A 12,982-nucleotide genomic window follows, 5' to 3' on the forward strand; every position below is an offset into this window, starting at 1 on the left:
GATCGAGCTACTCGGTCCAATCCACCGCCAGCGCCACCACCCCGAACAGCGCTCCAACCGCGCACACCGCGTTCCAGCCGCCCCAGGTCCAGGCGATGCCGGCAAGCAGCGAGCCGATCGCGCCGCCGATGAAGAAAATGCCGACGAACAGCCCGTTGATGCGGCCCCGCGCCTTGGGCTGCAGGAGATTAACCGCACGGCGGCCCAGCGTCTGGTCGCCGGTGACGCCGAAATCGAGCAGCACGGCGCTGACACCCATCAGGATGAGCGGCAGCCATGCCCCGGCTTTGGCCGCCCCGGCCCATGCGGCGAGGCCGAGCGCCGCAATCAGCACGAGATGGCAGAGGATCGTGGCGGTGCGCGTAAAGCCGCGGTCGCCGGCGCGGCCGAAGATCGGCGTCACAGCCGCGCCGCCGGCGCCGACAAATGCGAACAGCGCAATGCCTTTCTGGCCAAGGTCGAAAGGCGAGGCGGACAGGCGTAGCGCCACCGCCGTCCAGAACACGCTGAAAGCCGCCATCACCAGGCTCGCGGTGAAGGCACGACGCCGCAGCACCGGTTCCTGACCCAGAAGTCCGACCAGAGAGGCGATGAGCCCCGCATAGCTCGCATGCGCCAGAGGCTTGCGCCTTGGCAAGGCGAGGCCGAGCAGGATGGCGAGCAGCCCAAGTGCCGCGGCGCTGATGCCGTAGAAGGCGCGCCAACCGAAGGCGTCGGCGACGAGGCTGGCGATCGGACGCGAGAGCAGGATGCCGATCATCAGCCCGCTCATCACGTCACCGATAACGCGCCCGTCCTGTCCCGGCGGCGCCATCGAGGCCGCGACCGGCACCAGCACCTGGATGCAGGAACAGGCCGCCCCAAGCACGAACAGCACGGCAAGCAGCGAGGCGGCCGACGGCGCGAATGAAGCGACCGCCGCCGCCAGCGCGGCCGCGCACAGCATGCGCAGCACCAGCACACGGTTCTCGACCAGGTCAGACAGCGGCACCAGAAAGAACAGTCCGGCCGCATAGCCGAGCAGGGTGGCCATCGACACTAGGCCGCTTTCCGATGCCGCCGCGCCCAGCGACGGTCCGATCAGCCCGACCAGCGTCTGCGGCGCGAACAGATTGGTGACGATGATGCCGACCGAAGCAGCGAACAGCAGCGTCTGGGATCGCGTGATCGTGCCGCCGCCGGCATGCGGCGACGGATCGGCGAACTCGGCCGTCGCGATCCGGGCGTTGTCTGTTCCGTTCATGGGTAGCCTCGCTGTTTGCATATCTCGCGAGGACTTTATTCGCGCTGATCATAATGCTACAATTGAAATTATTTGATAATGATTATGCGAGATACGCATGAACATCCATGACCTTGAAGCCTTCGTCGCCGTCGTCGAAACCGGCTCCATCGTCGGCGCCTCTGCCAGGCTCAATCTCACCCAGCCCGGCGTGACGCGCCGGGTGCAGAATCTCGAGGAGCGGCTGGCGACGCCTTTGCTCGACCGCCAGTCGAAGCCGCTCAAACCCACCGCATCGGGTCGCGAGGCCTATGAGCATGGCCGTCGGCTGCTGCGCTCGCTGGAGGATCTGAAGGCGGGCGTCTCGCCGGCCGGCGAGGTGAGGGGCGAGTTCCGCCTCGGCATCATGCCTTATCTGTCGACCAGCGCGCTGTCCGAGCCGCTCGACAGTCTTCGCGCGGCCTTCCCGCAATTGACGCTGAATATCACCTCCAGCCTGTCGCCGCGCCTGGTGGAGCAGGTGCTGCACAGCGAGATCGACGCGGTCGCCGTCTGTCTGGCCGAGGGCGTCGCGCCGCCGCCGGAGCTCGTCGGCGACGATCTCGGCGTGCAGGCGGTGCTGCTGGTGGCTTCGCCAGGCCTCGGCGTGCCGAAGCCGGCCGAGCTCAACGATCTCGCGCGCTATCCCTGGGTGCTCAACGAAACCGGCTGCGGTTTCCGCGCGTTCATCCGCCATCGCTTCGAGGCGGCGCGGCTGCCGTTCCATGTCGGCGTGGAGGCGCAGGGCGCGGATCTGAGAATGTCGCTGGTGGCGCGCGGCCACGGCATCGGCGTCGTCACGCCGGGCGCGCTGTCGGGCAGCCAATGGCGCGACGCGGTCGAGGTGGTCGACTGCCCAGGCTTCAAGCCGCAGGTGCGCTGTTGGCTGCTCCACCGCCCGCCGGCCGGCAGGCTGGCGCGTCCGATCGCGGTGTTCCGCGACGCGCTGGCGGAGGCGCTGAAGGGGCCGATGCCGCTGATGTCGTAGAAGCCAGGTGCCTTATCTTCCCCCTGACAGTGGAAAAAGCGATTTCAACATCTTGGCAAAGCGAAGTGTTAGAGACTGCCAGAGGGAGTGGGTTGCACCGTCCGTCGAGTTCGCTATCTCCGGGTCTTGTGATCGGGGCAGAGAGGCGAGCCACGAATCCCAAAACTTCTGCTGCATCGAGACGAACACGGGCATCACGTCATAGCCATCGTCAAATATATTGACTAAGTCGCTCTTCTTGGGACGCTCGCCCGTTTTCACTTTGCAGACCACCAATCCTCGACTCATCTCTGTCACGGTGCCTTCAGGGAAAACATTGGCGCTCGCGCCATAACAAAAGGGTAGTAGTCCTTCCACTTCGAGCTGATTGCGGATTTGGCATAGGGCTTCGAAATAGTCGTCTTCTTCAGCAGCGATGACTTTATTGCGATAGCTGCAGGTGAGCCTGCATCGGGTCCCCGCATCGTGCGGCGTGAACACCGCCTGCTCGTCACCTCCCGTGCCTCCTCCGATCAGGAATACGGTGTATTGTTCATCCATTGTCATCCCCCGATCTCTCGATCATCTTAGTTGTGATTAATCCTGAATGCAACTCAAAATTGTAGATGGTTTGCGCGAGTTGCTGCTTGTTGGCTCCTGCCTCGTCCTTGACCCGCCCCCCACCCACGCTATCTTCGCGCCATGCCAGACACAGCCCCCTCCGCCGCCGCGCCGCTGATCGTCATCGACCTGCAGACCGGCATGTTCGACGGTCGGTTCGATCCGCCGATCCATGACGCCGACACGATCGCCGAGCGTGCCCGTCGGCTGATCGACTGGGCACGGCGTTCCGGCCGCAAAGTGGCGTTCATCCGCCATGACGGACCGGAAGGCGATCCGCTGGCGCCGGGCGCTTCCGGTTGGCCGGTATGGCCGCTGCTCGGTCAGGCCGCCGACGAACCGACCTTCGGCAAGACCGTCGGCAACGCATTCTCGAATCCCGAACTCGTTGAATGGGTGGCGGGACACGGCGCGAAGGACGTCGTGCTCCTCGGCGCCCAGACTGATTTCTGCGTCGCCGCCACCGTGAAGGGTGCCTTTGCCGAGGGATTTGGCGTCACCGTGGTTTCGGACGCGCATTCGACGCTGGATTCTTTGGAGGAAAACGCGCCCGACATCATTGCCCGCCACAACAAGGCTTTCGCGGGGCAGGGCGTGCGGATGGCGACGACGGCGGAGTTGATCGAAGGCTGAGCGCGCCTTCCCCTTCTCCCCTTGTGGGAGAAGGTGGCCGCGAAGCGGCTGGATGAGGGGTGTTCCAGGGAATGCCAGCGTCTCACTCCGCTGGAACACCCTCATCCGTCTTGTCGCTACGCGCCGATCCACCTTCTCCCACAGGGGGATAAGGGAGACCCCCAACCTCAGGAGCCCATCTTGCCAAGTCTTTCTCTTCCCGCCGAAGGAGGCTGCCGCTGCGGCCGCGTGCGCCTGAAAATCTCGGCAAAGCCGCTGCTCACCATGGCCTGCCATTGCACGGGTTGCCAGTCGATGTCGTCCAGCGCCTATTCGCTGAGCGCGGCGATCCCCTCGGAAGGTTTCGAGGTGACGAAGGGCGAACCGGTGGTCGGCGGCCTGCATGGCGCCTCGAAACATTATTTCTGCGGCTACTGCATGACCTGGATGTTCACGCGGCCGGAAGGGATCGACTGGTTCGTCAATCTGCGCCCGACCATGCTCGACGACCATACTTGGTTTGCGCCCTTCATCGAGACCTGGACGTCTGAGAAATTGCCCTGGGTGGCGACGGCGGCCGTGCACAGCTACGCGACGTTGCCTGCCTTCGAGGAATATGAGCCGCTGGTCGCCGAATACGCCGGCACCCAAGGCTGAGTAAAAGCGGCCGGTCGAAAAGGCGACCCAAGGCGCGGTCGCCGTTGGCGTTTCCGGTCATGGTCGACACGGCCGTTGGGGGCGCATTGTTGGGGATGTGCTTGGGCGTCCGCGTCGACCACGGCGGCCTCATACCGCAGGCTTCACCATGGCACATTTGCCGCCCGCTGAAACTTCCGCGAAAACGGTATATGGCAGCCGTTGAACTTGCCTTCTTCCATAAGGAGAGAAGGCAAGGCGAAACACTTTCTATCCCTTGCCGCATTGACCTCGTCCGTTCGACCGGCGACGACTGACGCCTTCCTTGTCAACGGATTGCATCGTGGATCAGACTCATTTTCTCAACGCCAGGCTTGCCGATGGCTCGCTCCGTGACCTCACCGTTGCCGGTGGCCGCTTCAGCGCCATCGCGCTTGCAGCCAATGCGACGATGCCGCCGTCCGGCGCTATCGACCTCGCCGGCCAGCTCGTCCTGCCGGCTTTCGTCGAGGGCCACATCCATCTCGACACCTCCTTCTACGACGATGTCTGGCGCCCGCACATTCCCTGCACCAACGGCTTCGACGTGCGCGAGCGGGTTGCCTTCCAGATGCGCAACCTCGAGCAGGCAGCACCCATGGCGGAGCGGGCGAGAAACCAGCTCGAGCTCTGCGTCGGCAATGGCAGCCTCGCCATGCGCAGCCATGTCATGGTCGACGCCGCGGTCGGGTTGAAGCATGTGGAGGCGATCCTTGCGGTGCGGGAGAAATACCGCCACCTCGTCGACATCCAGCTCGTCGCCTTCCCGCAGAGCGGCATTCTGTCCTCGCCAGGCACCGCGGAGTTGCTCGACGAGGCGCTCAAGCTCGGCTGTGACCTGATCGGCGGACTCGACCCGGCAAGCTTCGATCGCGACGTGAAGGGCCATCTCGATGTGGTGTTCGGTCTTGCCGAAAAACGCGGCGCCGGTATCGACATCCACCTGCATGACCGCGGCACACTCGGCCTGTTCGAGATCGAGGAGATCGCCGCCCGGACCGCGACAATGGGCATGCAGGGAAAGGTTGTCGTCAGCCACGCCTACGGGCTGGGCGACATCTCCGCCGATGCATTGGCCAAGGCTGGCGAGCGGATCGCCGGCGCCGGCGTCGCCATCATGACCAACGCGCCCGGCGATCATCCATTCCCGCCGGTGGCGGCGCTGCGCAAGGCGGGCGTCACCGTCTTCGCCGGTTCCGACAACATCCGCGATTCATGGTGGCCCTATGGCGATGGCGACATGCTGAACCGCGCCAACATGATCGGCTACCGCTCCGGCTTCTACGAAGATTGCGAGCTGGAGGCCGCCTACGACGTGGTCAGCCACGCCGGCGCCAAGGCGCTGGGACTCGAAGGCTACGGCATCGCTGTCGGCGCCAAGGCGGATTTCGTTGCGCTGAAGGCCGAGCATGTCCCGGAAGCGGTGGTGGCGGTGCCAAAGGATCGCACCGTCTATCGCGCGGGCAGGGAAGTGGCGCGAGGCGGGAAAGTGGGGCCGAAAACCAGGTGAATTAGAAGCCGTTAATTTGTTGCCGAGCTACAACTCGCGCTATCGCCTCCCTCTCGGAGACGTGAATCAACCCATCAAGGCGACCAGCCCAAGCGTCTGACATGCAGGTCATGCAAGCTCCTGGTTTTCATGCAGACCGCGTGGCTGATCCTGCAAACTAATTTGCATGCATATGTTTCAAGCCGTTCCGGCTTCGTGAAGCATTTCACCGTTCGCGCGCAATCCACCGGTTACAGACGCATCGCAAAAGCGACGCCGGGAAGAGGCGGCACCAGTTTTCCGCCGCTGATTTAGGAGGTTTTTCATGTTCAAAAGTCTCAACCGAATCCGCGCCGCCTTCGCGCAGGCCAGCAAGCGCCGCCGCACGGCGCGCGAGCTTAACGAGCTGCCGACGGAGATTCAGAAGGACATCGGCTGGCCTGACAGGACCGAGCCTGACGAAATCCGTTTGCCGTTCTAATCACGCGGCCGCCGGAGCCGGAGCGCCGCGGCCTGGCAGGCCGATCCGGGTGGCCGCTACGCCAGCCACCACCACAGGGCGCCGATGGCCAGCGCGATCAGGACCGCCACGCCGGCAAGCATCAGATAAGATCCCACGATCATCTCGTTGATGATCTTCTTGATGCTGGCGCGGTCATTGAGATTAGGGAAGGGTTCGTTGGGCATCGCGACGCCAAGGAAATCGCAGAGCGGCGCCCAGCCGTCGCTGACCTTGAAGACAAGCAGCTTCTCAGGCGGCACCGCCGCCTTCACCTCGTCGACATAGGCGTTATAACGCGCCACCGCTTTGTCGCGGTCGTTCATCACGCCCTTCAGCGTCCGGCCCCAGACCAGCTTGCGCGACATGTCGCCGAACTTGCGGCCGAACGGCGTCAGCCATTCCAGCACCCTGAACTGCCAGACATTCTCGGTGAAGTAGATCGTGTCGATGGTGCTGTCGTACCAGGCCTCGGCTCCGCGCGGATGCAGGGTCAGAAGCACCTTGGCTTCCGGATAGGCGGCCATCAGCTCGCGCCACACGCAGCAGCCCGGATTGTCGACGGTCGCCCGATAATTGGCGAAGACCCGGTTCCAGTCATGCTGCGCGCCGGGCGGGCTGTTCGCCACCTTGCGCCAGAAGTCGAGATGGCCCTTGTTGGCCTTGTTGATGATGACTTCCTGCATGTGGTAGCTCGGAAAGCCGAGCCTGTTCAGCGCGGCGAAAGTCGACCACGTGCCGGTGCGGCCAAAGCCGGCCCCGATGACCTCGAGCGTCATACGCGTTCCCCATTTGTTCCGGATTGATTTTCTATCAACTTCCAGTTTCTGGTCATAATCGTGCGCTGGCCTTGCCGAGCGTGCAATGGCTTTTCATTAGCATTTGCGAAAATCTGTGGGCCAAATGTTGCCTGGACGATGAGCCATGACCGTTTTGTGTATTCACGCGAAAGGCCAGGCCTGATAATAGGTCAACTAAGCTGACCTAAATAGAAGCACGCTGCGGGAGGTGCGTCTTGACCCTGTTGAACCTTCTGGCCTCGCGTTCCTCGCGCATGAAGGCTTCGGAAATCCGCGAGCTGTTGAAGCTGCTCGACCAGCCCGACATCATCTCCTTCGCCGGCGGCATTCCCGACCCGTCGCTGTTTCCGGCCGAAGCCATCGGCGATGCCTACCAGGCCGTGCTGGGCGGCAAGGAGGCGGCCGCCGCGCTGCAGTACCAGGTCAGCGAGGGTTTCCTGCCGCTGCGCAAATGGCTGGCCGCCTATATGGGCAAGCTTGGCGTTCAATGCGACGAGGGCAACATCTTCATCACCTCCGGCTCGCAGCAGGCGCTCGACTATCTCGGCAAGCTCTTTTTGTCCCCCGGCGACACTGCGCTGGTGACATGGCCGACCTATCTCGGCGCGCTGCAGGCCTTCAACGCCTATGAGCCGCGCTACGACCGGCTGAACACCGCCGGCGGCAACATGACGCCCGAGGCTTATCGCGCGGCAGCGGCGGCGAATGGCGGCAAGGTGAAGTTCGCCTATCTGGTGCCGGATTTCGCCAATCCGACCGGCAATACGCTGGATACCAAGCAGCGCGAGACGGTGCTCGACCTCGCCGGCGAGCTCGACATCGCCGTCATCGAGGATGCCGCCTATCGCGCGCTGCGTTACGACGGGGAGGGCGAGCCGCCGATCCTGGCGCTCGACTGCGCCCGCACCGGCGGCATCGATCATGCGCGCACGCTCTATTGCGGCTCCTTCTCGAAGATACTGTCGCCCGGTATGCGCGTCGGCTGGGTCTGCGCGCCGCGCCATGTGGTGGAAAAGCTGGTCCTGATGAAGCAGGCCTCCGACCTGCACAGCCCGTCGATCAACCAGATGGTCATGCACCGCGTCGCCGAAACCATCTTCGACGCCCAGGTGGACAAGCTGATCGGTGCCTACCGCAAGCGCCGCGATGCGCTGCTTTCCGCGCTCGAAGCCAATATGCCCGACGGCATTTCCTGGAGCCGCCCGGACGGCGGCATGTTCGTCTGGCTGACGCTGCCGGAAGGCACGGACGCCACCGAGCTCCTCGCGCGTTCGGTCAAGGAGGCGCGCGTCGCCTTCGTGCCGGGCAACGCCTTCTACGCCGACGGCACCGGCCGCAACACGCTGCGCATGTCGTTCACGCTTGCCGACGATCGCGCGGTGAACGAAGGCGTGCCGAGACTGGCAAAGCTGCTGCGGGGTTAATCTCCCCCTCAAGAGGGGAGATCAGCAGCCGCTATCACCGTCCACTCGCGCAGGCGTGATTGGTAGTGCGCAGGCGTGATTGTCCGCACGGCCGATTCCTCGGCTAGTGTCGCGGCCGATCCAACACCCCCTGGATCGACCCGATCGTGGGGTCCCACCTCCATGGTCCGAACGAAAGAGCCCCGACGGCCTTCACCGGCGGGGCTTTTTTGTTGCTCAGGCAGCCGGCTGCGCTAGCTTGCCCTTTTTCGGGCCGCTTTTCGGCTACGCTGCGTCATTCAGGGAGGATCAGATGACCTTGCGCCTCGGCTTCACCATGCTTGCCCTTGTCGCCTTCGCCACCCAGGCGTCCGCCTTCGAGATCTCCAGCCCCTCCGTGTCGAACGGCAAATGGGATGCGAAATATCTCGGCGACAAGCCCGGCTGCGGCGGACAGAACGTCTCGATAGCGCTTGCCTGGAAGGATCCGCCGGCCGGAACGAAAAGCTACGCGCTCACCATGTTCGACACCGATGCCAATGGCGGCAAGGGCTTCTGGCACTGGTTGGCCTGGAACATTCCGGCGAGCGCCAAGGGTCTGCGCGAAGGCGCCGGCGCGCAGGGCGGCAAGCGCATGCCCAAGGGCTCCGTGCAGGGCAAAGGCGGCGTCGGTCGCGCCGGCTATTTCGGTCCGTGCCCGCCGCCCGGCAGCGGCGACCATCACTATGTCTTCACGCTCTATGCGCTGAGTGAAAAGACATTGCGCATACCGGCCAACCCCTTGCCGGAGATGATCTCGGTCGCCGCCAAGAGCTCTGCGCTCGGCCAGGCGACCGTGACATACACATATGGGAGGTAACGGGCGGCCAATCTCCCGCACGAGGGCGAGATTACATTACTCCGCCGCTTGCAGCTTATCCTGCGTCTTCGTCTCGAAGTCGCCGGCGTCGTGGCGCTCGCGCAGCTGGAAGGCCGGATCGCCGGACATGCGGTTGACCATGCGGCCGCGCTTCACCGCAGGCCGCGCGTCGATCGCGTCGGCCCAGCGCTGCACATTCTTGTATTCGTGCACCGAGAGGAACTCGGCGGAGTTGGTGTAGCTGCGGCCCTTGGCGAGCCCACCATACCAGGGCCAGACCGCAATGTCGGCGATCGTGTAGTCGGGGCCCGCGAGATATTCGCTCTCCGCCAGCCGGCGGTCGAGCACATCCATCTGCCGCTTGGTCTCCATGGCGAAGCGGTCGATGGCGTATTCGATCTTTTCGGGCGCATAGGCATAGAAATGGCCGAAGCCGCCGCCGAGATAAGGCGCCGAGCCCATCTGCCAGAACAGCCATGAGAAGGTTTCCGCGCGCGCCGCGCGTTCGGTCGGCAGGAATGCGCCGAACTTTTCGGCGAGATAGGTCAGGATCGAGCCGGATTCGAACACGCGCACCGGCTTCGGCTCGCTGTGGTCCATCAGCGCCGGGATCTTCGAATTCGGATTGACCTCGACGAAGCCCGAGCCGAACTGGTCGCCGTCGCCGATCTTGATCAGCCAGGCATCGTATTCCGCACCCTTGTGCCCGAGCGCCAGAAGCTCCTCCAGCATGATCGTCACTTTCTGGCCATTGGGCGTGGCCAGCGAGTAGAGCTGCAGCGGATGCTTGCCGACCGGCAGTTTCTTGTCATGCGTGGGGCCCGCGATCGGCCGGTTTATCGAGGCGAACTCACCGCCATTCGGCTTGTTCCAGGTCCAGACTTTCGGCGGGACATATTGGTTCATGTTGAAGGCCTTGTGTTTCGTGAAGGGCGGGCATCTGCCACGGATGCCGATAGACTTAGGTGCGGTTCCGCGCGCGTCAAAGAAAAAAGTTCAATCTTCGTTGAACTAGCGCTTATGCCAGCTTGGGCGAGGGGAAATCCGCCCTTGCACGGCGCTCCTTCGGCCATACTTATAGGCAGAGACCCGCAACGCAGGATGGATCGATGACCATCGAGAAAATTTCGCGCTCCGTTGTTGCCGTGCGCGCCACGGTTCCGGACGACGCCTTCACCGCCAATGCGCTGGGCACGCGCCGCGAGGGCAGCGGCGTGGTGATCCGCGACAATGGATTGGTGCTCACCATCGGCTATCTGATTACCGAGGCCGAGGAAGTGTGGCTGACCGACCAGGATGGCCGTGTGGTGGCCGCGCATGCGCTGGCTTACGACCAGGAGACCGGCTTCGGCCTCGTGCAGGCGCTATCGCCGCTCGGCCTGCCGGCGGTCCAGCTCGGCAATGCCAGGAAAGCCAAGATCGGCGATGCCGTGACGCTCGCCGACGGAATCGGCCAGCAGGTCGATGCCCACATCGTGACCAAGCAGGAATTCGCCGGCTATTGGGAGTATCTGATCGACGAGGCGATCTTCACGGCGCCCGCGCATCCGTCCTGGGGCGGCGCCGCGCTGTTCGACCGCGCCGGCAAGTTGCTGGGCGTCGGCTCGCTGCGCCTGCAGATGAGCCGCGCCGGCGAGGTAGCCGACATCAACATGGTCGTGCCTATCGATCTTCTGACGCCGATCCTCGACGATCTGATCAAGCGCGGCCAGGCGGCAAAGGCGCCGCGTCCGTGGCTCGGCGCCTTCTCGGCCGAGTCGAACGGCATGGTGGTGGTGATGAGCGTCGCCGAAGGCGGCCCGGCCGCACAGGCGGGCTTGCGCCAGGGCGACATCATCTCCGATGTGCGCGACGGCGAAGTCGACGGTCTGGCCGATTTCTACAGAAAACTCTGGCAGAACCCGGCCGGTGCGGAAATTCCGCTACGCGTCGTGCGCGACGGCCGCGAGACATGGCTGCGCGTCAAATCCGCGGACCGCAATTCCTTCCTGAAGAAGCCGCAGCTGCAGTAGGCTCGGATCGCCGGTGCATCCCAGGTTGCTGAAGACCTTTCTCGCGGTCGCGCGTACCCGCAACGTCACACGCGCGGCGCAGGAGATCCATCTCGCCCAGTCGAGCGTCAGCGACCAGATCCAGGCGCTGGAGACCGAGCTTGGCGCCAGTCTCTTCACCCGCTCGCGGCAGGGGCTCACCCTGACGCCGGCCGGCGAGGCGCTGAAACCTTATGCCGAGGAACTGCTGGCGCTCGCCGGCGACGCGCGGGCCGCCATCGATGCCACGAGGGCCGGGACGGCCGGCACAGTGTCGATCGGCGCGCTGGAGACCATCGCCTCGGCAAGGCTTGCCGGCTGGCTTGCCGGCTTCCGCGCCGGTCATCCGGACATCGACATCAAGCTGAAGATAGCCGGAAGCGGCGAGTTGCTGCGCAGGCTGGGCGACGGCGAGATCGACGTCGCTTTCTGCTTCGAGCGGGCTATTGAGATCGAAGCCCGTGAGACGGACCGTCGCCTTGCCAGGCGCGTCATGGCGGTCGAGCCGCTGGCCCTGATAGCGCCGCCCGGCGACAACCGGGCGGATGTCGATCTGGCGACGCTGGCCGAGAAGCATTTCGTCGCCACCGAGACAGGCTGCGTCTACCGCGCCATGGTCGACAAGGCATTCGCCGAAGCAGGCCTCGGCAATCCCAACCTCGCCGCCGAAGCTGGCAGCATCGACGCCATTGCCGGGCTGGTGGCGGCCGGCGCCGGCTTCGGTCTCGTTCCGCGGATCGCGGTCGCCGCCGCGATCGATCGCGGCGAGGTGTCCGAGCTTGCCTGGCCTGGGCCGGTCCGCTCGGCGGACGTGGTGATGATCTGGCGCCGCCGGCGCGTCCAGCCGCCGGCGCTTAAGGCACTGCTCACCGCCGTAGAGGAGGGGTTCGCCTTGGTCACGCCAGGCGGTGCCCGCCCTCGACATGCAGCGTCTCTCCCGTCGTAAAGCCATTGCCGATCAGGAAGCGGATTGCGTCGGCGATGTCCTCCGGCTTTCCGACCCGACCTACCGGCAGTCGTTTCGCCATCGCCGCAAGCGTGTCGTCCTTTTTGTCGCCGGCGACGAACTCCCAGATCGGCGTGTCGACCCAGCCGGGCGAAACGGCGTTGACCCGGATCGGCGCCAGTTCGACGGCCAAGGCCCGCACCAGCCCTTCCAAGGCGGCGTTGACGGCGGCGACGACCGCGCCGCGCGCTGTCGGCCGGTGGGCGGCAATGCCCGAGACGAAGGTGAGCGAGCCGGCTGACGGCAGCTTCGGCGCGCCGTGCTTGGCGAGCAAAAGCGGCCCGTAGAACTTGCTTTCCACCACCTTCTGCGCGGCTGAAAGCTCGATCTCGGGCAACAGCCGGTAGGCGCCCTCGATGTCGGCCGCCGTGCTGACGATGTGGTCGAGCCTGCCGATGCGCTGAAACAATGCGGCGACCTCATCCTCGCGGCTGATATCGACCACGGCTGTTTCGAGCGTGCCCGGCTGGCCGAGTTCTTCCCGCGCCGCGTCCAGCTTCGCTTCGCCTCGCCCGGCGATGATGACGTGCGCGCCTTCATCGAGGCATCGCCTGGCGAGCGCCAGCCCCATGCCCGAGCTGCCGCCGACGACCAGGATTTTTTGCTTCTCCATGTCCATGCCTTTCCTTTGCATGGAGGAGGTTTGGCAGACCCAGGCGCGAAGCGGAAGCGGAAGAAACCGATGGTGGTATCGGAGCCTCCGATGGCGGTTCAGCCGATCTCCCCCCTTGTGGGGGAGATGCCCGGCAGGGCAGAGGGG

At 64.6% G+C, this 12,982-nt stretch carries 14 protein-coding genes; 9 read left to right on the plus strand and 5 right to left on the minus strand.

Going from position 1 to position 12,982, the window contains the following annotated elements; translation table 11 throughout:
- Positions 1 to 7 precede the first annotated feature (7 nt).
- Positions 8 to 1,243 (minus strand): MFS transporter, encoded by a 1,236-nt coding sequence (locus tag LB523_RS05595; RefSeq protein WP_224601385.1) that lies wholly within the window; start codon positions 1,241 to 1,243, stop codon positions 8 to 10.
- 97 nt (positions 1,244 to 1,340) lie between these two features.
- Between LB523_RS05595 and LB523_RS05600 the strand changes: the two genes are divergently transcribed.
- A complete protein-coding gene (locus LB523_RS05600) occupies positions 1,341 to 2,249 on the plus strand; it encodes a LysR family transcriptional regulator (RefSeq protein ID WP_224601387.1) in 909 nt (302 codons plus the stop codon).
- A 12-nt stretch (positions 2,250 to 2,261) separates the two neighbouring features.
- Here LB523_RS05600 and LB523_RS05605 read toward each other — a convergent pair whose 3' ends face one another.
- Positions 2,262 to 2,789 (minus strand): hypothetical protein, encoded by a 528-nt coding sequence (locus LB523_RS05605; protein ID WP_224544605.1) that lies wholly within the window; start codon positions 2,787 to 2,789, stop codon positions 2,262 to 2,264.
- Between the two features lie 141 nt (positions 2,790 to 2,930).
- Here LB523_RS05605 and LB523_RS05610 point away from each other — a divergent pair, with 141 nt between their 5' ends.
- From LB523_RS05610 to LB523_RS05625, 4 genes are all read left to right on the plus strand, one after another.
- On the plus strand, positions 2,931 to 3,482 hold the full coding sequence (locus tag LB523_RS05610) for a cysteine hydrolase family protein (RefSeq protein WP_095768357.1): 552 nt from the start codon (positions 2,931 to 2,933) through the stop codon (positions 3,480 to 3,482).
- 180 nt (positions 3,483 to 3,662) lie between these two features.
- Positions 3,663 to 4,118 carry a GFA family protein gene (locus tag LB523_RS05615; RefSeq protein ID WP_140840625.1) on the plus strand — a complete coding sequence of 152 codons (456 nt, stop codon included), beginning with the start codon at positions 3,663 to 3,665 and terminating at the stop codon, positions 4,116 to 4,118.
- 322 nt (positions 4,119 to 4,440) lie between these two features.
- Positions 4,441 to 5,646: an amidohydrolase family protein gene (locus LB523_RS05620; RefSeq protein ID WP_224601389.1), complete on the plus strand. Its 1,206-nt coding sequence runs from the start codon at positions 4,441 to 4,443 to the stop codon at positions 5,644 to 5,646.
- Positions 5,647 to 5,950: 304 nt separating this feature from the next.
- On the plus strand, positions 5,951 to 6,106 hold the full coding sequence (locus LB523_RS05625; protein ID WP_095768360.1) for a DUF1127 domain-containing protein: 156 nt from the start codon (positions 5,951 to 5,953) through the stop codon (positions 6,104 to 6,106).
- Between the two features lie 56 nt (positions 6,107 to 6,162).
- Here LB523_RS05625 and LB523_RS05630 read toward each other — a convergent pair whose 3' ends face one another.
- Positions 6,163 to 6,903 (minus strand): sulfotransferase family protein, encoded by a 741-nt coding sequence (locus LB523_RS05630; protein WP_224601391.1) that lies wholly within the window; start codon positions 6,901 to 6,903, stop codon positions 6,163 to 6,165.
- Positions 6,904 to 7,178: 275 nt separating this feature from the next.
- Here LB523_RS05630 and LB523_RS05635 point away from each other — a divergent pair, with 275 nt between their 5' ends.
- Together LB523_RS05635 and LB523_RS05640 are read left to right on the plus strand one after the other, a co-directional pair.
- Entirely contained in the window at positions 7,179 to 8,348 is a 1,170-nt protein-coding gene (locus tag LB523_RS05635; protein WP_224601793.1) for a PLP-dependent aminotransferase family protein, read from the plus strand.
- Positions 8,349 to 8,640: 292 nt separating this feature from the next.
- Positions 8,641 to 9,186, plus strand: coding sequence for a YbhB/YbcL family Raf kinase inhibitor-like protein (locus tag LB523_RS05640; protein WP_224601393.1), 546 nt, complete (start codon positions 8,641 to 8,643; stop codon positions 9,184 to 9,186).
- Between the two features lie 36 nt (positions 9,187 to 9,222).
- Here LB523_RS05640 and yghU read toward each other — a convergent pair whose 3' ends face one another.
- Positions 9,223 to 10,092 carry a glutathione-dependent disulfide-bond oxidoreductase gene (gene yghU, locus LB523_RS05645; protein ID WP_224601395.1) on the minus strand — a complete coding sequence of 290 codons (870 nt, stop codon included), beginning with the start codon at positions 10,090 to 10,092 and terminating at the stop codon, positions 9,223 to 9,225.
- 203 nt (positions 10,093 to 10,295) lie between these two features.
- On the opposite strand from yghU, the gene LB523_RS05650 reads away from it, so the two are divergent.
- Positions 10,296 to 11,198 (plus strand): S1C family serine protease, encoded by a 903-nt coding sequence (locus LB523_RS05650; protein WP_095768364.1) that lies wholly within the window; start codon positions 10,296 to 10,298, stop codon positions 11,196 to 11,198.
- Between the two features lie 13 nt (positions 11,199 to 11,211).
- Positions 11,212 to 12,162, plus strand: coding sequence for a LysR family transcriptional regulator (locus LB523_RS05655; protein WP_224601397.1), 951 nt, complete (start codon positions 11,212 to 11,214; stop codon positions 12,160 to 12,162).
- Here the strand turns inward: LB523_RS05655 and LB523_RS05660 are convergent.
- Positions 12,113 to 12,841 carry an SDR family oxidoreductase gene (locus LB523_RS05660; RefSeq protein WP_224601399.1) on the minus strand — a complete coding sequence of 243 codons (729 nt, stop codon included), beginning with the start codon at positions 12,839 to 12,841 and terminating at the stop codon, positions 12,113 to 12,115. The genes LB523_RS05655 and LB523_RS05660 overlap by 50 nt on opposite strands.
- Positions 12,842 to 12,982 lie beyond the last annotated feature (141 nt).

The sequence above is a fragment of the Mesorhizobium sp. ESP-6-4 genome (assembly GCF_020164735.1).
In the GTDB taxonomy this organism is placed as follows: domain Bacteria; phylum Pseudomonadota; class Alphaproteobacteria; order Rhizobiales; family Rhizobiaceae; genus Mesorhizobium.

Bases quoted from the DNA above. Each gene is read 5' to 3' on its own strand.
- LB523_RS05595 (WP_224601385.1), bottom strand. From the start codon at position 1,243: ATGAACGGAACAGACAACGCCCGGATCGCGACGGCCGAGTTCGCCGAT.
- LB523_RS05600 (WP_224601387.1), top strand. From the start codon at position 1,341: ATGAACATCCATGACCTTGAAGCCTTCGTCGCCGTCGTCGAAACCGGC.
- LB523_RS05605 (WP_224544605.1), bottom strand. From the start codon at position 2,789: ATGGATGAACAATACACCGTATTCCTGATCGGAGGAGGCACGGGAGGT.
- LB523_RS05610 (WP_095768357.1), top strand. From the start codon at position 2,931: ATGCCAGACACAGCCCCCTCCGCCGCCGCGCCGCTGATCGTCATCGAC.
- LB523_RS05625 (WP_095768360.1), top strand. From the start codon at position 5,951: ATGTTCAAAAGTCTCAACCGAATCCGCGCCGCCTTCGCGCAGGCCAGC.
- LB523_RS05630 (WP_224601391.1), bottom strand. From the start codon at position 6,903: ATGACGCTCGAGGTCATCGGGGCCGGCTTTGGCCGCACCGGCACGTGG.
- LB523_RS05635 (WP_224601793.1), top strand. From the start codon at position 7,179: ATGAAGGCTTCGGAAATCCGCGAGCTGTTGAAGCTGCTCGACCAGCCC.
- LB523_RS05640 (WP_224601393.1), top strand. From the start codon at position 8,641: ATGACCTTGCGCCTCGGCTTCACCATGCTTGCCCTTGTCGCCTTCGCC.
- yghU (WP_224601395.1), bottom strand. From the start codon at position 10,092: ATGAACCAATATGTCCCGCCGAAAGTCTGGACCTGGAACAAGCCGAAT.
- LB523_RS05650 (WP_095768364.1), top strand. From the start codon at position 10,296: ATGACCATCGAGAAAATTTCGCGCTCCGTTGTTGCCGTGCGCGCCACG.
- LB523_RS05660 (WP_224601399.1), bottom strand. From the start codon at position 12,841: ATGGACATGGAGAAGCAAAAAATCCTGGTCGTCGGCGGCAGCTCGGGC.